This is a genomic window from Mycolicibacterium sediminis, from assembly GCF_010731735.1.
Lineage (GTDB): Bacteria > Actinomycetota > Actinomycetes > Mycobacteriales > Mycobacteriaceae > Mycobacterium > Mycobacterium sediminis.
Genome location: NZ_AP022588.1, coordinates 606131 through 629109, shown reverse-complemented (window position 1 = coordinate 629109; position 22979 = coordinate 606131). Strand labels below are relative to the sequence as shown.

25 protein-coding genes and 1 tRNA gene are annotated in these 22979 nt (G+C 69.8%); 6 read left to right on the top strand and 20 right to left on the bottom strand.

Features of this window, described 5'->3' with window-relative positions; translation table 11 throughout:
* Positions 1–3: 3 nt before the first annotated feature.
* From dprE2 to G6N64_RS03125, 4 genes are read right to left on the bottom strand one after another with little or no spacing between them, the layout of a single operon-like run.
* On the bottom strand, positions 4–786 hold the full coding sequence (gene dprE2 / locus G6N64_RS03140; protein ID WP_163795562.1) for a decaprenylphospho-beta-D-erythro-pentofuranosid-2-ulose 2-reductase: 783 nt from the start codon (positions 784–786) through the stop codon (positions 4–6).
* On the bottom strand, positions 787–2148 hold the full coding sequence (gene dprE1, locus G6N64_RS03135; RefSeq protein WP_163795561.1) for a decaprenylphosphoryl-beta-D-ribose oxidase: 1362 nt from the start codon (positions 2146–2148) through the stop codon (positions 787–789). It abuts the gene before it with no gap.
* A 31-nt stretch (positions 2149–2179) separates the two neighbouring features.
* Complete coding sequence (locus G6N64_RS03130) at positions 2180–2575, bottom strand: GtrA family protein (protein ID WP_163801400.1); 396 nt, start codon at positions 2573–2575, stop codon at positions 2180–2182.
* 24 nt (positions 2576–2599) lie between these two features.
* Positions 2600–3838: a hypothetical protein gene (locus G6N64_RS03125; protein WP_163795560.1), complete on the bottom strand. Its 1239-nt coding sequence runs from the start codon at positions 3836–3838 to the stop codon at positions 2600–2602.
* Between the two features lie 208 nt (positions 3839–4046).
* On the opposite strand from G6N64_RS03125, the gene G6N64_RS03120 reads away from it, so the two are divergent.
* Entirely contained in the window at positions 4047–5042 is a 996-nt protein-coding gene (locus G6N64_RS03120; protein ID WP_163795559.1) for an AraC family transcriptional regulator, read from the top strand.
* Between the two features lie 3 nt (positions 5043–5045).
* Here the strand turns inward: G6N64_RS03120 and pdxR are convergent, their stop codons facing one another.
* Positions 5046–6455 (bottom strand): MocR-like pyridoxine biosynthesis transcription factor PdxR, encoded by a 1410-nt coding sequence (gene pdxR, locus G6N64_RS03115; protein ID WP_163795558.1) that lies wholly within the window; start codon positions 6453–6455, stop codon positions 5046–5048.
* A gap of 186 nt (positions 6456–6641) precedes the next feature.
* On the opposite strand from pdxR, the gene G6N64_RS03110 reads away from it, so the two are divergent.
* The gene (locus G6N64_RS03110; RefSeq protein WP_246230906.1) at positions 6642–6947 is read left to right on the top strand and encodes an STAS domain-containing protein; all 306 of its coding nucleotides are present in this window, start codon (positions 6642–6644) and stop codon (positions 6945–6947) included.
* Positions 6948–7021: 74 nt separating this feature from the next.
* Positions 7022–7492, top strand: a complete 471-nt coding sequence (locus tag G6N64_RS03105) for a carboxymuconolactone decarboxylase family protein (RefSeq protein ID WP_163795557.1) — start codon at positions 7022–7024, stop codon at positions 7490–7492.
* 172 nt (positions 7493–7664) lie between these two features.
* On the opposite strand, the gene wzm is transcribed toward G6N64_RS03105, so the two are convergent.
* From wzm to G6N64_RS03080, 5 genes are read right to left on the bottom strand one after another with little or no spacing between them, the layout of a single operon-like run.
* Entirely contained in the window at positions 7665–8495 is an 831-nt protein-coding gene (gene wzm / locus G6N64_RS03100) for a galactan export ABC transporter permease subunit Wzm/RfbD (RefSeq protein ID WP_163795556.1), read from the bottom strand.
* Entirely contained in the window at positions 8492–9454 is a 963-nt protein-coding gene (gene glfT1 / locus G6N64_RS03095) for a galactofuranosyltransferase GlfT1 (protein WP_163795555.1), read from the bottom strand. Before glfT1 ends, wzm begins: the two co-directional genes overlap by 4 nt.
* Positions 9447–10256: a galactan export ABC transporter ATP-binding subunit Wzt/RfbE gene (gene wzt / locus G6N64_RS03090; protein ID WP_174266745.1), complete on the bottom strand. Its 810-nt coding sequence runs from the start codon at positions 10254–10256 to the stop codon at positions 9447–9449. Before wzt ends, glfT1 begins: the two co-directional genes overlap by 8 nt.
* A gap of 19 nt (positions 10257–10275) precedes the next feature.
* Positions 10276–10791 (bottom strand): bacterial proteasome activator family protein, encoded by a 516-nt coding sequence (locus tag G6N64_RS03085; RefSeq protein ID WP_246230905.1) that lies wholly within the window; start codon positions 10789–10791, stop codon positions 10276–10278.
* On the bottom strand, positions 10788–12743 hold the full coding sequence (locus tag G6N64_RS03080) for a DUF6541 family protein (RefSeq protein WP_163795552.1): 1956 nt from the start codon (positions 12741–12743) through the stop codon (positions 10788–10790). The genes G6N64_RS03085 and G6N64_RS03080 overlap by 4 nt, the downstream gene beginning before the upstream one ends.
* 110 nt (positions 12744–12853) lie before the next feature.
* Here G6N64_RS03080 and G6N64_RS03075 point away from each other — a divergent pair, with 110 nt between their 5' ends.
* Complete coding sequence (locus G6N64_RS03075; RefSeq protein WP_163795551.1) at positions 12854–14050, top strand: cysteine desulfurase-like protein; 1197 nt, start codon at positions 12854–12856, stop codon at positions 14048–14050.
* Here the strand turns inward: G6N64_RS03075 and G6N64_RS03070 are convergent.
* Entirely contained in the window at positions 14047–15030 is a 984-nt protein-coding gene (locus G6N64_RS03070; protein WP_163795550.1) for an NAD(P)H-quinone oxidoreductase, read from the bottom strand. The two genes, G6N64_RS03075 and G6N64_RS03070, sit on opposite strands and share 4 nt — an antisense overlap.
* 45 nt (positions 15031–15075) lie before the next feature.
* Between G6N64_RS03070 and G6N64_RS03065 the strand changes: the two genes are divergently transcribed.
* Together G6N64_RS03065 and G6N64_RS03060 are read left to right on the top strand one after the other, a co-directional pair.
* Positions 15076–15588, top strand: a complete 513-nt coding sequence (locus G6N64_RS03065; RefSeq protein ID WP_163795549.1) for a MarR family winged helix-turn-helix transcriptional regulator — start codon at positions 15076–15078, stop codon at positions 15586–15588.
* 19 nt (positions 15589–15607) lie between these two features.
* A tRNA-Ser gene (locus G6N64_RS03060) sits at positions 15608–15697 on the top strand.
* Here G6N64_RS03060 and G6N64_RS30450 read toward each other — a convergent pair.
* From G6N64_RS30450 to G6N64_RS03020, 9 genes are read right to left on the bottom strand one after another with little or no spacing between them, the layout of a single operon-like run.
* Positions 15676–15804, bottom strand: coding sequence for a hypothetical protein (locus G6N64_RS30450; protein WP_264002352.1), 129 nt, complete (start codon positions 15802–15804; stop codon positions 15676–15678). The genes G6N64_RS03060 and G6N64_RS30450 overlap by 22 nt on opposite strands.
* Positions 15805–15859: 55 nt before the next feature.
* A complete protein-coding gene (locus G6N64_RS03055) occupies positions 15860–17068 on the bottom strand; it encodes a DUF1214 domain-containing protein (RefSeq protein WP_163795548.1) in 1209 nt (402 codons plus the stop codon).
* On the bottom strand, positions 17068–17826 hold the full coding sequence (locus G6N64_RS03050; protein ID WP_174266726.1) for a sugar phosphate isomerase/epimerase family protein: 759 nt from the start codon (positions 17824–17826) through the stop codon (positions 17068–17070). Before G6N64_RS03050 ends, G6N64_RS03055 begins: the two co-directional genes overlap by 1 nt.
* The gene (locus tag G6N64_RS03045) at positions 17819–18958 is read right to left on the bottom strand and encodes a sulfotransferase family protein (RefSeq protein WP_163801398.1); all 1140 of its coding nucleotides are present in this window, start codon (positions 18956–18958) and stop codon (positions 17819–17821) included. Before G6N64_RS03045 ends, G6N64_RS03050 begins: the two co-directional genes overlap by 8 nt.
* 20 nt (positions 18959–18978) lie before the next feature.
* Complete coding sequence (locus G6N64_RS03040) at positions 18979–20100, bottom strand: LLM class flavin-dependent oxidoreductase (RefSeq protein WP_163795546.1); 1122 nt, start codon at positions 20098–20100, stop codon at positions 18979–18981.
* A gap of 47 nt (positions 20101–20147) precedes the next feature.
* The gene (locus tag G6N64_RS03035) at positions 20148–20972 is read right to left on the bottom strand and encodes a crotonase/enoyl-CoA hydratase family protein (protein ID WP_163795545.1); all 825 of its coding nucleotides are present in this window, start codon (positions 20970–20972) and stop codon (positions 20148–20150) included.
* An 18-nt stretch (positions 20973–20990) separates the two neighbouring features.
* Positions 20991–21398: a hypothetical protein gene (locus G6N64_RS03030; protein ID WP_163795544.1), complete on the bottom strand. Its 408-nt coding sequence runs from the start codon at positions 21396–21398 to the stop codon at positions 20991–20993.
* 17 nt (positions 21399–21415) lie between these two features.
* Positions 21416–21910 (bottom strand): DUF4334 domain-containing protein, encoded by a 495-nt coding sequence (locus G6N64_RS03025; RefSeq protein WP_163795543.1) that lies wholly within the window; start codon positions 21908–21910, stop codon positions 21416–21418.
* The gene (locus G6N64_RS03020) at positions 21907–22971 is read right to left on the bottom strand and encodes a pyridoxal phosphate-dependent aminotransferase (protein WP_163795542.1); all 1065 of its coding nucleotides are present in this window, start codon (positions 22969–22971) and stop codon (positions 21907–21909) included. The genes G6N64_RS03025 and G6N64_RS03020 overlap by 4 nt, the downstream gene beginning before the upstream one ends.
* Between the last annotated feature and the right edge of the window lie 8 nt (positions 22972–22979).

Genomic DNA, 22979 nt, shown 5'->3' with positions numbered 1-22979 from the left:
ACGTCAGATCGGCAGCTTCCGGAAGATGGGCCGCGGGACGTGGCGCAGCACCATCATCACGTACCGGAATGCGCCGGGAGCCCACACCAGTTCCTTGCCCTTGGCCGCCGACGTGACGGCGAGGTCGGCGACGTACTCCTTGTCGACCGTGAACGGCGCCTCCTTCGCGCCGGTGGCCTCCCAGTGCGCGATCGTCGTCGACGTCCGGACCTGGCCAGGCCGGATCACGAGGACACGAACACCGAACTCGCGCAACGCCTCTCCAAGACCGAGGTAGAAGCCGTCGAGACCCGCCTTGGTCGAACCGTAGACGAAGTTGGAGCGGCGGACCCGTTCGCCCGCTGCCGAACTCATCGCGATGATCTGGCCGGAACCCTGGGCGCGCATCTTCTCGCCGAGCAGAACGCCGACGGATACCGCTGCGGTGTAGTTGATCCCGGCGATCTGCACGGCCTTGCGCTGGTCCTGCCACAGTTCCTCGGCGTCGCCGAGCAGGCCGAACGCCACGACGGCGACGTCTATGTCGCCTTGGCGCCATGCCTCGTCGACGACTCCGGGGTGGCTCGCGGTGTCGACACCGTCGAAGTCGATCCACTCGACCGACTTGGCGCCCGCGGCCGTCATCGCCGCGATGGCCTCGTCACGGCGGGGATGGTTCGGCAGGTCGGCCAGCACCACGCGCGCAGACGAATTGCGCAGGTAGCGGTCCGCGATGGCGAGGGCGATCTCGGACGTTCCGCCCAGCAGCAGGATGGCCTGGGGGTTGCCCGTGGCGTCGAAAACCATTTAGAGGAGCTCCAGTCGTCGGGCCATGTCGGAGACGAAGACGCCGTCCGGATCGACCTTGCGGCGCACCGCGATCCACTCGTCGATGCGCGGGTACATGGCATGGAAGGTCTCGGCGGTGGTGCGTGAGTCCTTGGCGGTGTAGACCCGGCCGCCGAACTCCAGCACGCGGCGGTCGAGCCCGTTGAGGAATTCGTTGAGACCGGCCTTGATCGGGAAGTCGACGCACACGTTCCACCCGGGGATGGGGAAGCTCAGCGGTGCCTGGTTGCCGGGGCCGAACAGCTTGAAGACGTTGAGGAACGACGAGTGCCCCGACTGCTGGATGTCGACGAGGATCCTCTTGAACTCCTCGACCGCCTCGGTCGGCACGACCACCTGGTACTGGGCGAAACCCGCTGAGCCGTAAGCCCTGTTCCACTCGCCGAACATGTCGAGCGGGTGATAGAACTGCGTCAGGTTCTGCACCTTGCCGCGGTAGGTGCCGGACTTGCGGTACCAGAGTTCGCCGATCGGTCCGAACGTGTACTTGTTGGCCAGGCCGTTGGGGAAGACGTCGGGAAACGTCAGCAGTTGCGGGGCGTCGAACTTCAGCGGGTCCTTCTGCAGCTTCGCGGGCAACTGGTCGAGGGTGGCGAGGGACCCGCGGGAGATGGCGGCGCGACCCAGCTTCGGCGGCGCGCTGATCGCGTCGAACCACGCGCTGGAGTAGGTGTAGTTGGCCTCGCTGCCGTCGCTGTGGAAGGCGATGGTCTCGTCGAGCGTGGTGGTGACGTCGCCGTCGGCGATGAAGTACGCGGTCTCCGTCGGCGTCATCGCGATCGTGACCCGCAGGATGATTCCGGTGAGGCCGTTGCCGCCGACCGTCGCCCAGAACAGCTCGGACTCGTCGCCCTGGGGGGTCAGGTGGCGGACGTCGCCCGACGCGGTCAGCAGCTCCATCGACCGGACGTGGTCGCCGAAGCTGCCGGCGCTGTGATGGTTCTTGCCGTGGATGTCGCAGGCGATGGCGCCGCCGATCGTGACCTGGCGGGTGCCCGGCAGGACCGGCACCCACAGTCCGAACGGCAGTGCGGCCCGCATCAGCTGGTCGAGGCTGACCCCCGCGTCGACGTCGACCAGATGGCTGTCGGCGTCGATCGAGTGGATCCTGTGCAACGACGTCATGTCGACGACGAGACCGCCGCCGTTCTGGGCGTTGTCGCCGTAGGACCGGCCCAGGCCGCGGGCGATGATGCCCCTGCCGTCGGCGCGCGCGACCGCCTCGGCGATGACCTCGGGATCGGCGGGGGACAGCACGTGGGCGACGGTGGGCGCAGTGCGCCCCCAGCCCATCAGCCGTTTGTCGGTGGTGTCGAACATCGTGACGAGGGTACCGCCTGGGCCCGGCCACTCACCTCAGGCGGAAGATCACCGCCCGCTGCACCACGAAGTTGATCACCGTCGCGGTGCCCTGCGCGATCACGAACGCCACCGGCACGCGCCACGGCTTGTCGTCCCACATCGAGTAGAAGAGGTAGTTGATGCCGATCTGCACGCCGTAGGTGACGGCGTACAGCGCGACGACGGCGATGAAGCGGGTCCTGCTCGGCGGCGCCTGGAACGTCCAGCGCCGGTTGATCAGGTACGCGGTGGTGGTGCCCGCGATGAAGCTGAGGGTCTTGGCGAGGTTCACGTGCAGACCCAGCCGCAGGAACAGCACGTACAGCCCGAAGTCGACGATGGCGGACAGCCCGCCGGTGACGACGAATCGCCACGCCTGAGCGGTCAGGCTCAGGTTCGGCGACATCGGTGGCTCGGCCATCGACGCAGCCTAGCCAGTCGCGTGGCGCGCCTTCGCCGCGCCGACGCCCGATGCGAGCACCGCGATCACCAGGGTCACGGCGAGCGGCGGGAGGAACGGCACGATCGACCGTGCCGTGCCGATCGGCAGCAGGATCATCGCGAGGAACACCGCAGGCATCACGACGCGGAGCCACCACCCGGCCGGGCCGTCGTCGAGCCGGGCGTTCGCCTCGATGATGACGGCGTACACGAGCAGCAGCAGCCACATCGCGACCCAGGGCACGATCTCGTCGGCGTGAAGCCACGCTCGGGTCATGCCGACCACGAGGAGCGCCGCGACCACGACGGCGGAGACGAGCTGAACCTCCGGGACCCGGTGGGCTTCCATGGTGCCGGTCAGTCGGACGATGCCGAGCATCATCGCGAGGAGACCGGCGAGTGACAGCGACACGGCAATGCCCGCATACGCGTAACGGGCAGCGTCGCCGAACAGGTCCTGAGCGATCGCCGTCGCCCACCTGCCGTCGATGCGGGCGACGCCGGGATCGGCCGCCCGCACGGCATACCAGCAGGTCACGGCCACGACCGCCGCGACGATGATGCCCGTCGCCATCGGCCTGCCCACGGAGGCGACGCGGTCGCTCTGCGTGGTGATCAGCTCGACGCCGATGACGCCCTTGGCGGCGAATGCCAGCGCACCGATGACGGCTAGAGCGGTCCAGGGGCCGGCGTCGGGAAGGGGGTTGATCAGAAGGTCGGGGTCGGTCAGCGCCTTGGCCGTGACCGCGAGTGCGACGTAGAAGAGTCCGAGTGCGCCGACCCCCGCCAGTACGGCGGCGATCGCGGCCGTCGCGCGGGCGGGCAGCGCGTACGCGACCACCGCTGCCACGGTCAGTGCCGCCAGTCCGTAAAGGGGCCACAACCACGTGTCGATGCCCAGCGGGTCGTCGACGTAGGCGAAGAGCACCGCCAGCCCGAATGCGGTCGCACTCAACGCCGCGAACGCCGTGTAGGCGGCCAGTTGCAGGATGGTGACGGTCTCGCCGGCGCCGCGGCCTAGCGTCGACGCGACGAGGTCGCCGGTGGTGGCGCCGTGCGGTGCTCGACGACGCAGGCGAACCAGGGCGTAGATCACGGTCCCGAAGACGATCGCCCCCGCCAGGGTGCCGAGGCCGTTGCCGCCCGCACCCGCGGACATGACGACTCCCAGGGTCAACCCCGCGGCCCGCCAGCCTGCGATGGGTTGTTGATTCGGGACGGTGGTCACGTGAGACGAGTCTTCCAGGCTCGCGGGTGGTCCCGGCGCACCAAAAAGCCACCACCCGCTCACCCCACGAGAGCGGATGGTGGCAGTCCCCGAGTCGACACTTCCGTTAGTTTCCAGTTCAACGGTATGAATCCCGACCCGCGCCGGTAATGACCACACCTAGCGTCATGTGTGACCCAACCGCGCATCGGTGGGGTAGCTTCTGCCTGTGGCAGGCCATACGGTCGCGATTCAGTTCGTCCGCTCGGCCCTGGAGCCGGCCCGGGCGCGGGGACTCGACGTCCAGGTCGTGCTCGACCAGGCGGGCATTCCGTCCGACCTGCTCGCCCAGGACGCGGCCAGGGTCACCCGGTCGCAGGCCGAGCGACTGATCGTCGCGCTGTGGGACGCCACGGGTGACGAGCTGATCGGGATCGGCCCGAAACCCGTTCCGCGAGGGACGTTCCGGATGGTGACCCTGGGTCTGATCCATGCGCCCGACCTGTCGACCGCGTTGGCCAGGCTCGTCGAGTTCTCGGGCATCGGCATGGGCGTCGACGTCAGCGACATGTCCGACGACGGACGCACGGCGCGCCTGAGTTTCGCGGGCACCGGTCAGGAGGCCGAAGGGCAACTCGTCATGGCCGTCGGGATGACGGTCGGTCACCGGTTCGCGGCATGGCTGATCGGGAGGCAGATCACGTTGACGGCGGTCGACCTGCCCGGTCCGCCGCCCACCCACGCCGCTGAGTTCACGGCCGTGTTCGGCGTCGCCCCCACCTTCGACGCGCCTCAGGCGGCCATCAGTTTTGCCACGCCCTACCTCGCCGCTCCGCTGGTGCGCGGTGAGGACGAGTTGCTGGAGATGATCGGGCAGTTGCCGACGTCGCTGTTCGTCCGGCAGGACTACAAGCCCACGACCGCGAGCCGCGTCCGGAAGCTCATCGAACGGCGGGCGGTGGAGGCGGTCTCGGTGGAGGACGTCGCGAGGCCGCTGAGCGTCAGCGCCCAACACCTGCGCCGTCAGCTGCGCGAGGAGGGCACGACCTTCCGCCAGATCCGGGACGACGTCCTCCGCGACGAGGCCATCGCGGCCCTGGTGCGGGGCACCGAGTCGATCGAGGAGGTGTCGAGCAGGCTCGGCTTCTCGGAGTCCAGCGCGTTCCGCAGGGCCTTCCGCCGCTGGACGGGCAGCCCGCCGGGGTCTTACCGGCCGGCACCGTGATCGTCAGCGGCGCAGACTGCTCGCCAGTACCCGGCACAGTGCGTCGACGGCGGGACCGAAGGCATGCTCGGCGGGCGTCCCGAAGTTGACGACGATGCCGTCGGTGCGCGGTGTCTCCGGTCCCGCGTCGGGGTGTCTCGACACGGCGAGGCCCGACAGCGCGATCCCGGCCTCGCCAGCGCGACGCAACACCTCCGCTTCGCTGCCCGGCGGCAGCACGAGAAGCAGATGCAGGCCGGCCGACAGACCGCTGATGCCGACGTCGAAGGGTGCGAGCGCCTCGACCAGTCGATCGCGGCGTCGACGGTAGCGCAGCCGCATGCGACGAATGTGCTTGTCGTAGCTGCCTTTCGAGATGAAGTCGGCCATCGTCAGCTGCACGATCCCGTTGACGTGGAACTGCTGGCCGCCCTGCGCCGCCAGGACTCGGTCGACGAGGTCGTCGGGCAGGACCATCCAGCCCAGCCGCAGCGCAGGGGCGAGGCTCTTGCTCGTGGAGCCGAGATACGCGACACGGTCGGGAGCGAGGCCCTGGACCGAGCCGACGGGTTGTCGGTCGTACCGGAACTCGCCGTCGTAGTCGTCCTCGAACACGTAGCCGCCGGTGCGTCGCGCCCACTCGAGCACCGCCTTCCGGCGCGACGGGTGCAGCGGCACACCGTGCGGGAAGTGGTGAGCCGGTGTGAGGAGCGTTGCGACGCAATCGGTTCGGTCGAGGTCGGCGACGACGGCACCGTGGTCGTCGACGCCGATCGGGGTGGTGGCCACGCCGACCGCGGCGAGGGCATCGCGGAACAGGAAGAGGCCGTAGGCCTCGACGGCGATCGGTCCGCCCACGGCCCGCCCGAGGATGTCGACCGCGGTACGGGTGCCCGCCGAGATCACGATCGAGTCCGGCGTGGTGCGGACGCCGCGGACCCGGCCGAGGTATTCGGCGAGCGCCTCGCGCAGCTCGACGCGCCCGCGTGGATCGCCCATGCGCAGCGCCTCGGTGGGAGCCGTCGACAGGGCTCTGCGGGTGGACGCGAGCCAGGCCCTGCGGGGGAACTCCGCGACGTCGGGTGAGCCGGGCATCAGGTTGTGGGTGGGCGTGCCGGGGGTGCCGCGCGGGCGTGCCGGTGGCGGGGCGGCGCCGCGGTCGAGCACCCACGTGCCCGCGCCCTGCCGTGATCCCAGCCAGCCCTCGGCGACGAGTTCGGCGTACGCCTCGGCCACGGTGTTGCGGGCCAGGCCGAGATCCGTCGCCAGGCTTCGGGACGGGGGAAGCACGGTGCCGGTGGCGAGACGGCCGCTGCGGACGGCGTCGCGCAGGGCGTCGAGCAGGAGGTCGCGGGCTCCGCGCGCGCCGGGGGTGATGGCGTCGCGCAACTCGAGGTGCAGGTCGCGGGCACCGGAATCGGCCCATGAGGTCACCGGCGCATTCAAGCACGCCGTTCTCGGCGTCGGGCGTGGCGCGGTCAGGTCACCGAACGGTTCCGATTGAACTTCGGCCGGTGGTGGCAGGGGTCTGCTCTGGGAGACTGGCACGGGTCGCCCGCACCCACTCGAGGAGGACCGATCAACGGCTTCACCACCACGGAGACCTGGCACGGTCGCGTGGTGGTCGTGTCGGCATCCGGGTCCATCGACACCGAGTCCGCGCCCCGGCTCTACGGCGCGGCCGCCGTTGCCGTGCAAAAGAAGCCGACCGGGTTCGTCTTCGACTTCACCGACGTCGACCTGCTGGCGTCGGCCGGCATGCAGGTGCTGGTGACGACCATGCGGATGCTGGGGCCCACGGTCGGCTACGCGGTGGTCGCGGACGGGCCGGGTACGAGCCAGCCCCTGAGCGTCGCGGGCATCGACGACCTCGTCGACGTGGTCACGAGTCTCGACGAGGCACTGCGCCGGGTCGGCGCCGCGTAACGGCGGAATTGGCCCACGAAGAGACGCGTGGATTGCACCAGATGGGCGGTTCTTTGCGGCCTATCGTCGATGGCATGACACAGACACTCGAACACCCCACCGCCATCGACCGGCTGTCCATCTACAAGGTCGCGCCCGGCCTCTACGACGCGATGATGAAGCTGTCGACCGCGTCGGCCGCGGAGATCGACCCCACCATCGGCGAGCTGATCAAGATCCGGGCCAGCCAGATCAACCACTGCGCCTTCTGCCTCGACATGCACGTCGCCGATGCCCGTAAGCAGGGCGAGACCGAGCAGCGGCTCGCGCTCGTCGCCGCGTGGGAGGAGGCGGGCGACCTGTTCACCGACCGCGAGCGCGCCGCCCTCGAGCTGACCGAGGCCATCACCGAGCTTCACCACGGGCACGTTTCCGACGAGGTGTACGCGACGGCCGCCGCGGTGTTCAGCGAGCGGGAACTCGCTCAGGTGATCGCGATGGCCGTCACCATCAACGCCTGGAACCGGTTCAACGTGGCGACGAGGATGAAGGCCCCGCGCCGCTAGCCCGCGACGTCTGCACCAGCGTCGTCGTCCGCCCGCGTCGACGACGCTCGTGCAGAACTCGACGCGAAGCCCGCCTGCGCCAGCGTCGTTCCCGTGAGCCGAACGTGCGGTGGTGGCGGGATTTCGGCCGCAGGGCCGCCGTACTCGCACGTTCGTCGAGGGGCGGTGGCGCTCACACCCAGTACGGCACGCGGGCGCGGTACTGCTTCATCGCGAAGGCGGTCACGGTCCAGCCGACGATGGTCAGCACGATCACGACCACCCAGTGGTGCAGCTCCTGGTCGGCGCCCAGCAGCGGCGCCCGCACGATGTCCAAGTAGTGCAGCAGCGGGTTGAACTCGATGATCTTCGCCCACCCGCCGGCACCCTGATCGCGCAGCGTCTGGTCGTTCCAGATGATCGGCGTCATGTAGAACAGCAGCTGCACCAGGCTGAAGAGCAGCGGACTGATGTCGCGGTAGCGGGTGGCGAGGATGCCGAAGCACAGCGCCACCCACACGCAGTTCACGACGATCAGCGCCAGCGCGGGGATGAACGACAGGTCGGTCCACTTCCACGGCTGCGGATAGATCATCGCGATGATCACGAAGATGACGATGTTGTGGGCGAACAGGATCACCTGCCGCCACACCAGCCGGTACACGTGCACCGACAGCGGCGTCGGCAGCTGCTTGATCAGGCCCTCGTTGGCGACGAAGACGTCGGCGCCCTCGAGGATGCTGGCGTTGATCAGGTTCCAGATGATCAGCCCGAGCGTCACGTAGGGCAGGTGCTCGGACAGCTCGAGGTTGAACAGCTTCGAGTACAGCCCGCCGAGCGCGACGGCCATGGTGCCGGTGGCGATCGTGATCCAGATCGGACCGAGGACGGAGCGCCGATAGCGCTGCTTGATGTCCTGCCAGCCGAGGTGCAGCCACAGTTCCCGCTTGCCGAACCCGGACACCAGGTCGCCCCACGCGCGCGACATCGTCTTCGACTGCGCAGCCGCGTCGGTGAACGTCATCTCGCCCTACTCTCTTCGCCCCGGCCCACGTCCTTGTCGCTCCGCTCGGCCCGGCCGCCGAACCGCTCGCGTCTTCCCAACCGCCGCAACCTGATCCACTCGGCGAGACCGGCGGGGTCGCGCTGGGTCACCAGGAAGAACCAGCCGAACCGCAGCCACTCCTGGGGGACCAGCCTGCGCATGCCGCGCTGCGACTGCAGGTAGCCGCGGTTGCGGTAGGTGAAGTACCGCTTCGTCGGGTCGGGCGGGTACTGCGTGTGCATCCGCCCGCCGAGGATCGGCTTGAACTCGTCGCCGCCCTGCGGGTGCAGGTAGGTGGCGTCCAGGCAGGTGCCGAACGGCAGGCCCGACAGCACCAGTCGCCGGTGGACGTCCACCTCGTCGCCGCGGACGAACAGTCGGAGGTCCGGGACGCCGACGGCCTCCACCGCCGACGCGCGGAACAGGGCGCCGTTGAACAGCGACGCGATGCCGGGCAGGAGGTCGCTCCCGCCGTCGACGCGCAACTCCGACACCCGCCGCCGCCACACCAGACCGCGCCGCAGCGGAAACGCCAGCCGGGCCGGATCGTCCATGTCGCACACCATCGGTGACACCTGCGCCAGCCCGTGTGCAGCGGCGCAGCCGAGCAACGTCCCGAGCACGGAGGCGTCTGCAGGCCGGCCGTCGTCGTCGGCGAGCCAGACCCAGTCCGCGCCGAGCGCCAGCGCGTGCAACATGCCCAGCGCGAAACCCCCTGCGCCACCGAGGTTTCGGCGCGAGCCGAGATAGGTGGTCGGCAGCGGTTGCGCGTCGACCAGCTCGCGCACCCGCTCGTCGGCGTCGTTGTCGACGACGATCAGGTGGTCGGCGGGGCGGGTCTGACCGCTCACCGCCGCCAGCGACTCGGTCAGGGTGTCGAGGCGCCGGTGGGTGACGACGACCGCTACCACACGCTCAGCGGGCGCCGCGTCACTCACGCGGGACGTCCGTGCGCTTGTTCTCCGCGATGATCTCGCGGACGTGATGGGCGGCGTCGTCACCCTCGTAGGCGCGGACCACGTCCTCGATGCCGCCGGCCATCCGGATCGTGCCGTGATCCACCCACATCGCGGTATCGCACAGCTGGGCCAGGAACTCGTTGGAGTGGCTGGCGAACACCAGGATTCCGGAGCGTGCCACCAGATCCTGCAGACGCGTGCGCGCCTTCTTCATGAACTCGGCGTCGACGGCGCCGATGCCCTCGTCGAGCAGCAGGATCTCCGGGTCGATGCTCGTCACCACGCCCATGGCGAGCCGCACCCGCATGCCGGTGGAGTAGGTGCGCAGGGGCATCGACAGGTAGTCGCCGAGTTCGGTGAACTCCGCGATCTCGTCGACCTTGGCCGCCATCTGCTTGCGGGTCTGGCCCAGGAACATGCCGCGGATGACGATGTTCTCGAACCCCGAGATCTCGGGATCCATGCCGACGCCCAGGTCGAAGACGGGCGCCACCCGGCCGGTGACGGTCGCCGAGCCGCGGGTGGGCTCGTAGATGCCCGACAGCAGCCGCAGCAGCGTCGACTTCCCCGCGCCGTTGTGGCCGACGAGGCCCACCCGGTCACCCATCTTCAGGGACAGCGTGATGTCCCGCAGTGCCTCGATCACGACGACGTTCGAGTCGTTGCGACCGATGGTCCCGCCGGCCTTGCCGAGGAACGCCTTCTTCAGCGACCGCGACTTGGCGTCGAAGATCGGGAACTCCACCCATGCGTTCTGGGTCGAGATGTGTGGCTCCGCCACTGTCACGTCCGCCCAGCGCCTAGAGGTACTGGCCGGTCCCGCTCGAGGACCCGGGTCCCCGAGGGCCGGGCCCGGCGCCGGGGCCCCCGACGCCTGGCGGCAGCGCGCCCTGGCGCATCTGCTCGAGCTGCTGGCGCGCGGCCATCTGCTGGGCGAACAGCGCGGTCTGGATGCCGTGGAACAGTCCTTCGAGCCACCCGACGAGCTGTGCCTGCGCAATGCGCAGTTCGGCGTCGGACGGGACGGTGTCCTCGCCGAACGGCAGGGTCAGGCGCTCCAGCTCGTCGCGCAGTTCGGGGGCGAGCCCGTCCTCGAGTTCGCTGATGCTGGTGCGGTGGATGTCGCGCAGCTTGGTGCGGCTGGCCTCGTCGAGCGGTGCGGCGCGCACCTCCTCGAGGAGTTGCTTGATCATCGTGCCGATGCGCATGACCTTCGCGGGCTGTTCCACGAGGTCGGTCAGGGACTTGCCGTCGTCCTGGCCATGGACCGAGGGGCCGTCGTCGATGATCTCGAAGTCGTTGTCGTCGGTTGTCATGCGGAGTGTGTTCCCTGCCATTCGTAGATTCGATCCTTGCCGTTGTCGTAGATCTTCTTCCACGACCTCGACGCGTCTAGCGACACTAGCCCGTCGGGCATCACGAACCCTCGCACGACCGTTCTGCTGGTCAGGACGTAGCGGATGTTCAGCGCCCGCACCGCCTCGGCGACTCTGGGGTCGGTGTCGGCGTCGTCGGCATAGGCCCAGAAGATGAAGCGGTCGTACCCCGGCCCCTGCTGCTGCGGATAGTCGTAGTGGGTCCACAGCGGGTGCAGTCCGGCGACCGCGTACATCCATGCGGTGCCGTCGACGTTGGCGTTGCCGATCAGGGTGTCGTGGGCCCCGGGCAGCGCGGCGAGGTGGGCGATCGCCTCGAGGTCCTTGTCGCCGATCATCACCTGGTCGTACTTCTCGCCGATCAGGTACCGGTGCCGGGGAAGGTAGTGCCAGGACAGTCCGACGGTGGCGACGACGAGGAGCACCGCGGTGGCCGCCTGCCAGACCCGAGGCGAGGGACGCGGCGCGACCCGCCTGCACTGGTCGGCGAGGAATCGCACGCCGACGTACAGCGCAATGCCCGCCATGGGCGCCAGCAGCATGGCGACGACCGCCGAGAGGCGCCGCGGATCGCTGTAGAACAGGTCGCTGAACAACGCGGTGATCCGGCCGACCGGTCCGCCGAACGGCACCGACGAGTGCACGATCGACACGACGAGCAGCAGCCAGATCGCCAGCGGCCACCAGATCCGGCGGATCAGCAGGTAGAGCCCACCGAGCGCGGCCAGCAGAATCAGCATGTTCTGGATCGGATAGTCGTTGAGGTGCCGCGTGTGCTGCACGACGGCGTCGAACAGGACCCGCTTCCTGCTCTGGCCGGTGACGAACTCGTGTCCCGCGATGATCTCGGCCTGCTGAAGGACGCCCACGAACTGCGGCAGCAGCAGCACCACCGAGGGCACCGCCATCAGCAGCAGGGTGACGACGTCGGCCATCCGGCCGCGCACCGGTCGCCACAACCCGTCCAGTAGCCACCACGCGGCGACGAACGTCACGGTCACGACGCCACCGGTGATGTGCACGGAGAAGATGCCGAGCAGGGCCAGCACGGCCAACGGGACGCGATCGCGGTGCCGCAGCGCCGACACGACCAGGGCCATGGTGGGTACCGCGAGGCCATAGGCCGTCATGTTCGGCATCGAGGCGGTGTCGAATTCGACGTACGGCACGGCGGTGAACGAGGCCGTCAGCGCGGACGCGGCGGCAGCGCAGCCCGCCACCGTCCACTGGTCCTCGATGCGAGGCCGAAGCACGACCCAGGTCAGGGCGGCGGCGCTCACCGGGAACAGCCAGATGGCGGCGATCAGGGAGTGCAGGGTGTACGCCGTCGTGGCGGCGGTACCGGCGAGTTGGCACTGGATGGCGGCCAGCGCGTGGAACGCCGAGGGGTAGTAGAGCGCGTCCCTGGTCTCGACGTTCCGAAGTTCGCCCATGTGCGTCGGGGACGCCTGACCGGTGTCGAGGATGAACCGGATGGTGTTCGCGTGCCAGACGGAGTCCCAGTTGCTGGGGACGCTTTGCCAGTGGGTCAGCCCGCTAACGACGGCGTAGCCGATGAGCACGGCCCCCAGGATCACCCCGCCGGCGACGAACACGGCCGGTCCGCGCGCCATCGCGCGACCCTCGGCAGCGGGGTCGCGGAACCGCCGCAGCACCACCTGCAGCACTGTGACCGCGATCACGACCAGCAGTAGGGCCGCGAGCGCGGTCCACCCGTTCCACGGGACGCCCAGGGCGCCCATCGGCAGGATGGCGAGGGCCACCACGCCGGAGGTCAGGGGGGCGCCGACCGCCACGGCGACCGGCCACGTTAGCTGGCCCGCGCGCGCGACGATTGCTCCCGGGATGACCAGCAACAACCACGCCACCAGCACCCCAGCCGTCAAGCTCACTGCACTAGTATGGCTGCCCAGGTGACCCGGTTCGGCGCGGCACGGATGCGCGCGGGCACCTCCCGGGATCGCCATGGGTGGCGATTTTCAGATGCTCGAAGGTGGCTGGCATGGCATATGACGTCGCCCGGGTGCGCGGTCTGCACCCGTCGCTGGGCGACGGTTGGGTGCACTTCGATGCGCCCTACGGCATGCTCCTGCCCGACTCCGTCGCCACCACGGTCTCCACCGCCTTCCGCGGTTCTCTCACCACGGACGTCGGTCCGCACCCCGCCGCGCAACGCAGTGCCGCGGTGCTGGCCGCCGCGCGCCAGGCCGTCGCCGACCTCGTCGGTGGCGACCCCGCGGGCGTCGTGCTCGGCGCGGACCGCGCGATCCTGCTGACGTCGCTGGCCGACGCGGCGTCGTCGCGGGTCGGGCTCGGCTACGAGATGGTGGTGACGCGACTCGATGACGAAGCGAACATCGCCCCGTGGCTGCGCGCTGCGAACCGGTACGGCGCGAAGGTCAAGTGGGCCGAGGTCGACATCGAGACCGGTGAGCTGCCGACGTGGCAGTGGGAGAACCTGATCACCAAGCCCACCCGGATGGTCGCGATCACGTCGGCGTCCTCGTCGCTGGGCACCGTCACGGACCTGCGCCCGGTCATCAAGCTGGTGCACGAGAACAGCGGTCTGGTCGTGGTGGACCACTCGGTCGCGGCGCCGTACCGGCTGATCGGTCTCGACGACGTCGAGGCCGACGTGGTGGCGGTGAACGCCGTCGCGTGGGGTGGCCCGCCGATCGGCGCGTTGGTGTTCAAGGACCCGTCGCTGATCGAGTCCTTCGGATCCGTCTCCCTCGACCCGCTGGCCACGGGCGCCGCGCGCCTGGAGGTCGGCGTCCACCAGTACGGCATGCTCGCCGGCGTCGTCGCGAGCGTCGAGTACCTGGCCAACCTCGACGAGACCGCCATCGGCAGCCGTCGCGAGAGGTTGGCGGTGTCAATGCAATCCGCGGCCACGTACATGGACCGGCTGTTCGACTACCTGCTGTCCGCCCTGCGCTCGCTGCCGCTGGTGATGGCGCTCGGAGCGCCCGAGGTGCGCATCCCGGTGCTGAGCCTGGCGGTGCACGGCGTGCCCGCCGATCGCGTCGTCCGGCGTCTCGCCGACAACGGCGTGCTGGCGGTGGCCAACACCAACTCGCGCGTGCTCGACGTGATCGGCGTCAACGACATCGGGGGCGCCGTCACGATCGGCCTGGCGCACTACACGACCATGGCCGAGGTCGACCAGTTGGTCCGCGCGCTGGCCTCGCTGGGCTAGTCGGAGACGCGGAGCAATACCTTCCCGGTCACCTCGCTGGACTCCAGCCGACGGTGCGCCTCTTCCACCTCGGTGATCGGCAACTCGGCGCCGACGATGGGTCGGACGCTGCCGGCGGCGATCATCGGCCACACGTTCCCGACGACCTCGGAGATGATGGCGCCCTTGCCCGACGGGCCGTCGACGGGACGGGACCGCAGCGCCGTCGCGATCACTCCGGCGCGCTTGCCGAGCAGCTTGCCGATGTTCAGTTCGCCCGTGACGCCGCCCTGAAAGCCGATGACGACGAGACGGCCGTCGGGTGCCAGTGCATCGACGTTGCGGTCCAGGTAGGAGGCGCCCATGATGTCGAGGATCACGTCGACCCCGGCGCCGTCGGACGCGTCGCGAACCCGTTCGACGAAGTCCTGTTCGCGGTAGTCGATCAGGACGTCGGCACCCAGTTCGCGGCACGCGTCCAGCTTCTTCTCCGATCCCGCGGTGACGGCGATCCGGCACCCCATCGCGCGAGCCACCTGGATGGCGTGGGTGCCGATGCCGCTGGCGCCGCCGTGCACCAGCAGGAAGTGGTGCGGCGTCAGCCCGGCGGTCATGACGACGTTCGACCACACCGTGCACGCGACCTCGGGGAGCGCCGCGGCGGCGTGCAGGTCGACGCCGTCGGGGATCGGCATCACCTGGGCTGCTGGCACCGCGACCCGCTCGGCGTAGCCGCCGCCGGCGAGCAGCGCGCAGACCGGTTGCCCGACGCTCCAGCCGTCGACGCCCTCGCCGACGGCGGAGATCCGTCCGGACACCTCGAGGCCGAGGATCTCGCTGGCCCCCGGCGGCGGCGGGTATTTGCCGGCGGCCTGGAGGAGGTCGGCGCGGTTGACGCCGGCGGTCACCACGTCGATGACGACCTCACCGGCTCGGGCGACGACGTCGGGAACCTCCTGCCAACGCAGGTCACCGGGCTTTTCGACCACGATTGCACGCATGTCCATAACGCTACTACCCGGGGATTTCAGTCCTACTATGACGCCATGGAGGGGATCATCGCAGGGCGCACCGCGAGCGCCATGCCGGGGCTGGACATCGCGGAACAACGGTCGTGGAACAACTTCCTGGACGCCGCGCTGCGGCTCTACGCCACGTTGAACAAGGCGCTGGTGGAGTCACATCGCTTGACACTGAACGACGTTCGTTTGCTCGACGCCCTCGACAAGGCGGCGGGCGGGTCGGCCCGGATGGGCGATCTCGCCGAGGAATTGATGTCACTGCCGAGTCGGGTCACCCGGCAGATCCACCGGCTCGAGTCGCAGAACCTGGTGACGCGCTGCTCGAGCCCCGACGACGGCCGGGGGGTGCTGGCCACCATCACCGACAAGGGGCGAGAGGTACTCCGCGACGCGTTGGCGACGTATGGCGACGGGGTGCGGACGCACTTCCTGGATCGGCTGTCCCGCACCCAGATCGCGGCGATGGGGGAGAACTGCCGTCGGATCGGGGCGGGTCTGCGGTCCGACGGCGCGCCCGCCAGGCTCGGCCGCGTCTGAGCCGTTTAGGCTTGACGACGGTGGCGTGGCAGAGCGGCCTAATGCACTCGCCTTGAAAGCGAGAGTCGGCTAACACCGACCGGGGGTTCAAATCCCTCCGCCACCGCCACGAGCGTCGGCCTCCTGTTCGGCGTCGGCGTCCGGGTTGATCCAGAAGATCTGCCACGAGTGACCGTCTAGGTCGTTGAAGCTGCGGCAGATGACGCACTCCTTCACCGTGGTGGCGTCAGCGGTCTCGATCGGGTGCAGGGCGTCGAAGGCGGCCCCACCGTCAGAGCCCGAACCGCAGCCGGATCCCGTCGAACCGCTGCCGCGTCAGCGCCGAGCGTTCGTCCGGCGTGACGGTCCGGGTGTCGGCGGGGAGCGCGGCGGCGAGGTCGGCCCGCCGGACCAGCCGCGTGTGCAGGGGCACCGGGTGCCCGCCCAGCATGTGCCGGTAGGTCAGGTTGCCGCGCTCGAAGCCCTGGGTGTCCATCCAGTTGTGCAGCCCGGGATCGTCGTGGGCCAGCACCACCCGGATGCGGCCGTCGGAGTCGACGGCGGTCCGGCTGGGCGTGAACCCGACGGGCCGGTAGAGGTAGTCCATGCTCGTGAAGAAGGCGCCCATGTTCGTCAACATCCAGAGTCCGTCGTGCGCGTCGAACTCGACGATGAGCGCCTCGTCGGGGCCGAGCACCCAGTGCATGTTGACCGCCGCGCGACCGCGCAGCGCGTCGCCGTCCTCGGACGTCAACGGCGGGAACGCATTCGGATGGTCCTCGTCGACGCCACCGTGGGCGAACGGGAACTCGGGCCAGTCGGTCATCAGCCCGGTCACGAAGGTGCCCGCCCAGTCGATCGCGTCGATCATGGTCCCCGGAGTCGGCAGGGGCCTGGGTCCGTCCATGTCGACGCGCTCGACCGACAGGCGCGCGGGCGTCTCGTCCCACCGGTCGAAGCCCTGCCGGATGAAGAGCTTGCGCGATCCTGGTGTGGTGGGTAGCCAATTCCCCTCGCGCGCAGGCCCGCCGACGAACACCTCGATCGTGCCGTCGGTGGCCACGCTCAGGTCGGCACCGGTGAGGCTCGCCTCGGGCACGTCGCCGAACGGGTCGTGCAGGACGCCGGGGCCGTCGCGCCGCGGGCCCTGCACGGTCACGTTGAGGAACGGTGCGTCGCCGCGGGTGCCGCTGATGCGATAGGTCGAATCGCCGTCGATCCACGCCTGGTGGTAGGTGAAGTCGGCGCAGTCGCCGCCGAGCTTGCGGGTGGGATGGCAGAACGCGTGCAGCTGCGGGAAGCGCGGGTCGCGGGTCTCCAGCGCGAGGTCGAACGCCTGGCCGAGGTTCTGGGTGAGGAAGCGGAAGCCGTCGGCGCGCTGCAGGTCCGAGGCCGGGTTGCGGTCCTTGAACGCGTGGTCGCCGGCGTCGCGCAGACGGTCGCAGAACGCGTGCCACGCGTCGCGCAGCTGCTCGTCGGACCCACCGTCGCCGAACGCCATCACCGCTCCAGCATCGCCGACACGGTCGCGCACGCGCGGCGGGCGGCCGCGGCCGAGCCCTCGGCGTCGACGCGGGGGCCGATCAGTTCGAGGTCGAAGCCACCTCGGTACCCCAGGTCGAGGACGTCGCGGACGAACCGTTCGATGGGGACGGCGCCGTCGCCCGGCACCGCGCGCGCCGGCAGCGCACGGTCACCGAGGACGTAGTCGCTGAGCTGAATCGACCTGATGCGCGGCAGGATTCGCGCCACGGTGTCCATCAGCCCGGCCTCGGTCCAGCAGTGGAACAGGTCGACGACGACGTCGAGTCCGGCCATGTCGGCGAGCGTCTCGGTATCGCGCAGGGTGTGGGCGACGTGGATGTCGGCGTAGAGCGCCGAGGCGTTCTCGATCGCCAGTGCGACACCGGCGTCCGCGGCGCGCGCGCGGCAGGGCGCGACCGCCGCGCAGAAGCGTTCGGCTGCCTCTTCCCACGTCGCGGTGCCGCGGCCGCCGGTCAGCAGGTAGACGCACCGCGTGCCGATCGCGGCGGCGGCGTCGACGACGCGGTCGAGCCGTTCGGCGGAGGAGAACAGGTGGAACACGGTGTCGACGGCGTACCCGCGGCGGGCGATCAGCGGGGCCAGGCCGGGGTCGGTCAACTGCGTGTCGACCAGGCTGAGCCGCCGCAGCCCGAGCGCCGTCCAGTGTGCGTCGTACTCGTCGAGATCGGCACCGAGGAAGCCGACCGCGTGCAGCGAGAGCCGCGGATCAGTCACGGTTCTCGACCTCGACGCCGAATCGCTCTCGGAACGGCCTGAATTCGTCGTGCAGCGCGGCGAGGTCCTCGCCGATGTCGGTGAGCAGCGACGTGGAGTAGCGGAACGTCCCATGCCGGTCGCCGCGGTTCTCCGCGAGGTAGGTCCGCATTGCGTGGTCGCCATCGGCGGTCAGGTCGCGTCCGCTGAACTCGTAGAAGCGGCCGACGGTGCCGACGGGGTCGGCGACGAAGTCGGTGTAGCGCACGTGCAGGATCCGCGGGTCGTCGACGAGCGGGTTGGTCATGGTGTTCGCCACGCCCGCGCGGGTCATCCCGAGGTGGTCGCGCGCGAGGTCGCGCAGGTCGACCGGACCGACGATCCCTTCGAGGATGTCGGCCATCATCATCGTGCGCGACGCCGCGACCTGGACGGGGTCGCGGTGCAGCCACACCAGGGTGGCGTCGGGGTAGGCGGCGAAGAACTCGGCGAGCCGGAACCCGTGAAAGCCCTTGAGCACCCAGCGCTTCGGGGTCCGGCCGAACTGCAGGTGCTGCAGCATCGCCCGGTGTATCGCGTACTGCGCGGCCGCGTCGGTGGGCAGTCCGGCGACGAGGGTCTGCATGGGCACGCGCCACCACGCGGTGGGCGTCATGACGCGGAAGTCGAAGGCCCAGGTGCGCTCGTCCTCGGGCAGCCCGTCGCCGAGCATGTCGTTGTAGGGGTGGCTGTGCAGCCACTTCGGCATCTTCGCGTTGATCTCGCGCCAATCGTCGTCCGCGCGCGCCCGGCGGCCGTCGTCGGGGGACAGGCCCGGTGGCGGCGACGGGTACATCACCTCCCAGAACCGCAGCGCCCGCGACGCGGGGTCGACCGACATCAGCGCATGCATCAGCGTCGTGCCGGACCGCGGCTCGCCGGTGGCGAACATGGGCCGGTCGATCTGCTCGTCGGCGATCGGATGGCGGCTGCGATCGGCGAAGAACTCGAGCCGCGACGTCAGCAGCCAGCGGCACGTCTCGGCGGCGCGGCGGCCGCCGCCGTCGTCCAGACCGAGCGTGTTCAGGTGGTCGACCGCGATCGAGAAGCGTTGCGGCAGAGTCGGATCGCCGTAGACGGACAGGCCGGTTTCGGACTCCGCCTGGGTCAGCATCGCGTCGGCGTCAAGAGCGTTCACGACTGCCCGCACAGCCGCAGCAGCTCGTCCTCGGTGGCGCGCACGTTCGCGGCCGACGCGGCGGCGTGGCGGACGCCGGCCATGGCGCCGTAGTCGAGGATCTTCGGCACGCGCAGTCCGGCGTCGACGAACTCCTTGATGCGCGCCGCCACCCGGGTCGGCGATCCGTGCGGCACCATCGCCAGCACCGCCTCCGGGTGGACGCGGGCGAGGAAGTCGACGATGCGCTCGCGGGTGAGTGTTCCGGGGTCGATGTCCTGAAAGCCGCGCCAGCGCTCGCCCATCGGGTGCTCGAAGCCGTGGTCGGCCAGTGTCTTCGCCGACACCTGCAGGAGGAAGGCCTTCACCAGGGGCGCCTGGACGATGTCGGCGAGCGCGTCGTCGTCGCCGATGAGACACACCTGGATGAAGGCCGGCGTGATGGCCAGGGGGTCGCGGCCGGCCCGGTCGGCCGAGGTCCGCACGGCCGCGAGCATCTCGGCGTAGTGCTCGGGCGTCCACGCACCCGCGGGCCACCAGCCGTCCGCGTGGCGCCCGGTGATCTCGAGCATGCGCGGGCCACTCGCGCCGATCCAGATCGCGGGTGGCCGTCCGCCGTACGGTTCGGTGTCCAGCCGGGCGTGCCGTAACCGGTAGAACCGGCCGGAGAAGTCCACCGGCCCGTCGCCGTCCCACAGCGCCCGGATGACCCGCAGGGCCTCCTCGAAGCGGCTCACCGGATGGTCGAAGTCGAACCCGTAGGGCACGACGTTCTCGGTCTCGCCGCTGCCGAGGCCGAGGATGAACCGGCCCTTCGCGACGTGGTCGATGGTCAGCGCGCTCTGCGCGAGCATCACCGGATGCCGCCGGACGGTGTCGACGACGCTGGTGGCCAGCGGCACGGTATGCGTGAGCGCCGCTGCTGCGGCGGCCACCGCCATGCCGTCGAGGTGGCGGTGCGGTGACGGCGACGCCTCGGCGAGGTCGGTGAACTCGGGTGTCCATATCGAGTCGGGCCAGAAGCTCACCATGTGGTCGGGCAGCCACACCGAGTGGTACCTCGGGTCGTCGAGGAGTGCCAGTGCGTCCAGGTCGAGGGGCAGCGTGGTGCGGAAGAACGCCGCGGGCTGAACCTTCACGCCCGCGATGCTAAGCGACTGCCCAGCATCGTCGGATGGGATTGCGGCTATTCGCCGGTGAACTCCGCAGGCCGCTTCTCGAACATCGCAGTGATGCCCTCGGTGAGGTCCTTGCTGGCCATGAACGCCGAGTTCCAGGCCGCGACGTACCGCAGGCTCGCCGACACCTGCGCGGTGCGCTGGTCGTCGAGCACGTCCTTCACGCCCTGCACCACCAGCGGCGGGTTGGCGGCGATCTCGCGGGCGGTGGCGTGGGCCGCGGCCAGCGAGGCCTCGGCGTCGGGGTAGACGTCGTTGACCAGCCCGATCTTCTCGGCCCGCGCGGCGTCGATGTCCTTGCCCGTCAGCGCCAGTTCCCGCAGATGCCCCTCGGACAGGATCTGCGGCAACCTCGCCAGCGAGCCCACGTCGGCGACGATCGCGAGCTTTACCTCGCGCACGGAGAACTTCGCGTCGGCGCTGGCGTAGCGGATGTCGACGGCCGAGATGAGGTCGACGCCGCCGCCGATGCACCAGCCCTGGATCGACGCGATGACCGGCGTCCGGCAGTCCGCGACCGCGGTGATCGACTGCTGCATGGAGCGTAGCCGGGCGTGGAAGTCGGCGCGCGGCTTGGCGAGCGCGCCGCCGGCCATCATCGAGCCCATGGTGTCGCCCATCGCGGCGAGATCGAGGCCGTAGCTGAAGTTGCGGCCCGATCCGGTCAGGACGATGGCCCGCACCTCGGGGTCGGCGTCGAGACGCTCGAACGCCACGGGCAGTTCGGCCCAGAAGGCGGGGCCCATGGCGTTGCCCTTGCCGGGCCCGGTCAGCGTGACTCGGGCGACGCGGTCGTCGACGTCGACGGTCATGGATTCGTAGGTGTCGCTCATGGACGTCACGCTAGCGGGCTAGGGCGGGCCGCCGGCCAGTAGCTCGCCGAGCGTGACGTCCGCCGGCGTGAACTGGCACAGCGCGTCGAAGGAGATTCGCAGCATCTCCATCTCGTCGGCGGGACTTCCCGTCGGCGGTATGCCCATGACCTCGGTGAGCGTTGCGGTCTGATCCTCGGGCGCCAGTTCGATGAACTCGCCGCACGTCACCGACTGCGCGTCACCCGGAGGGGCCGACGGCGTCCCCGGGGTGGACGTCCGCGGGCTCGACGTCCGCGGTGACGTGGACGTCGACGACTCGCGGGTCGAGATGCTGGCACCGGGTTCGGTGGTCATGGCGACGGTCCCCGGCACGGTGGTGCTGCATCCGGCGGCGACACCGACGGCCAGCAGCGCGGTCGCCACGACCAGGGCTCGAGACGTCATCCGAGCAACGATAGGCGTTAGACCCGCTGAAGGTAGAAGTACAGGTGGCGCGGCGTGCCCGAGGTCGTGTCGAGCGCGCCCTTGCCGTTCATGATGCCGACGACGGCGTGCTCGTCGACCTTCTTGAAGTGGTCGTGGACGGGGGCGCCGTCGTAGACCATCGAGGCCAGCACCTCGCCGCGGAACTCCTCGAGCCAGAGACTCGCCTCGCCCTTCATCGCCTCGGTGTTGGAGAACTTGTTCCCCTCGGCGTCGAGGCACACCAGCGGCTTGGCGTCGGCGGCCGACACGAACGTCTTGCCGAACCAGTTGAGCCGGTTCATGAATCCGTTCGACCGGTGCCCGGTGTCGAATTCGCCGCCCTTCCACTCGCCGAGCATGAAGTCGACGGTGGTCGGTTCGAGCGTCGCCCAGAACTCGTCGAGTTCTGCGTCGGCCAACCGGTCCGTGCGCGCGATCAGCTGCTCGAATGTCGCGCGGGCGGTCGTCTGCTGTGTCGTCTGGGCTGTCATCGCCGTCCTATCCATCGGGTTGCGAACGCGAGGAACGCGTCGTTCTCATGCCGTGCGGCGACGGTGACCCGCACGCCGTCCCGTCCGTAGGGGCGGACGAGCAGCCGGCCGTCGGCCGCGGCGTTGACGAAGTCGTCGGTCCGCTCGGCCAGGGGGAGCCAGACGAAGTTGGCCTGCGACGCGGGCACCTCGAAGCCCGCGGCGCGCAGCGTGTCGGTGACCCGGACGCGCTCGCCGACCACGACGTCGGTGCGCGCCAGCAGTTCGTCGGACGCCTCGAGCGACGCGATCGCGGCCGCCTGCGACACGGTGGTGGCGGTGAACGGCACGTAGACCTTGTTCAGCGCCACGATGACGTCCGGATCGGCCACCGCGTAGCCGACGCGCAGCCCGGCCAGCCCGTACGCCTTCGAGAACGTGCGCAGCACGACGACGTTCGAGTGCTCGCGGACCAGGCCGAAGCTGTCGGGCAGCATGTCGTCGCGGATGTACTCCACGTACGCCTCGTCCAGGACGATCAGGACGTCGTCCGGTACCGCCTCCACGAAGCGGGTCAGTGCGGCGGGGTCGACGACGGTGCTGGTCGGGTTGTTGGGATTGCAGACGAAGATCAGCCGGGTGCGGTCGGTGACGGCGGCGAGCATCGCGTCCAGGTCGAAGGTATGGTCGCGCAGCGGGACCTGAATGGGCGTCGCACCCGCGGTGCGGACCTGCAGCGGGTAGATCTCGAAGCTGCGCCACCCGAACAGCACCTCGTCGCCCACCGAGGCGGTGATCTGGATGAGCTGCTGGCACAGGCTCACCGATCCGCATCCGACGGCGATCTGCTCGGGCGCGAAGGAGCCGCCGTCGAGCGTCTTGGCGAGGCAGTCGCGCAACTCGACGTACCCGTTGTCGGGGTAGCGGTTGATCGTGTCGGCGGCGGCGGCGATCGCGGCGCGCACGCTGGGCAGCGGGCCGTCGACGGTCTCGTTGCTGGCGATCTTGATGGCACCCGGCACCGTCCGGCCCGGCGTGTAGGCGGGGAGATCGGCCAGCAGGGGGCGCAGGCGGGCAGTCACCCGGTCAG

Coding starts and splice junctions, on each gene's coding strand:
- dprE2 (WP_163795562.1), bottom strand. CDS start 786: ATGGTTTTCGACGCCACGGGCAACCCCCAGGCCATCCTGCTGCTGGGC.
- dprE1 (WP_163795561.1), bottom strand. CDS start 2,148: ATGTTCGACACCACCGACAAACGGCTGATGGGCTGGGGGCGCACTGCG.
- G6N64_RS03130 (WP_163801400.1), bottom strand. CDS start 2,575: ATGTCGCCGAACCTGAGCCTGACCGCTCAGGCGTGGCGATTCGTCGTC.
- G6N64_RS03105 (WP_163795557.1), top strand. CDS start 7,022: ATGACACAGACACTCGAACACCCCACCGCCATCGACCGGCTGTCCATC.
- wzm (WP_163795556.1), bottom strand. CDS start 8,495: ATGACGTTCACCGACGCGGCTGCGCAGTCGAAGACGATGTCGCGCGCG.
- G6N64_RS03085 (WP_246230905.1), bottom strand. CDS start 10,791: ATGACAACCGACGACAACGACTTCGAGATCATCGACGACGGCCCCTCG.
- G6N64_RS03075 (WP_163795551.1), top strand. CDS start 12,854: ATGGCATATGACGTCGCCCGGGTGCGCGGTCTGCACCCGTCGCTGGGC.
- G6N64_RS03070 (WP_163795550.1), bottom strand. CDS start 15,030: ATGCGTGCAATCGTGGTCGAAAAGCCCGGTGACCTGCGTTGGCAGGAG.
- G6N64_RS03065 (WP_163795549.1), top strand. CDS start 15,076: ATGGAGGGGATCATCGCAGGGCGCACCGCGAGCGCCATGCCGGGGCTG.
- G6N64_RS03055 (WP_163795548.1), bottom strand. CDS start 17,068: ATGGCGTTCGGCGACGGTGGGTCCGACGAGCAGCTGCGCGACGCGTGG.
- G6N64_RS03045 (WP_163801398.1), bottom strand. CDS start 18,958: ATGCTGACCCAGGCGGAGTCCGAAACCGGCCTGTCCGTCTACGGCGAT.
- G6N64_RS03035 (WP_163795545.1), bottom strand. CDS start 20,972: ATGAGCGACACCTACGAATCCATGACCGTCGACGTCGACGACCGCGTC.
- G6N64_RS03030 (WP_163795544.1), bottom strand. CDS start 21,398: ATGACGTCTCGAGCCCTGGTCGTGGCGACCGCGCTGCTGGCCGTCGGT.
- G6N64_RS03025 (WP_163795543.1), bottom strand. CDS start 21,910: ATGACAGCCCAGACGACACAGCAGACGACCGCCCGCGCGACATTCGAG.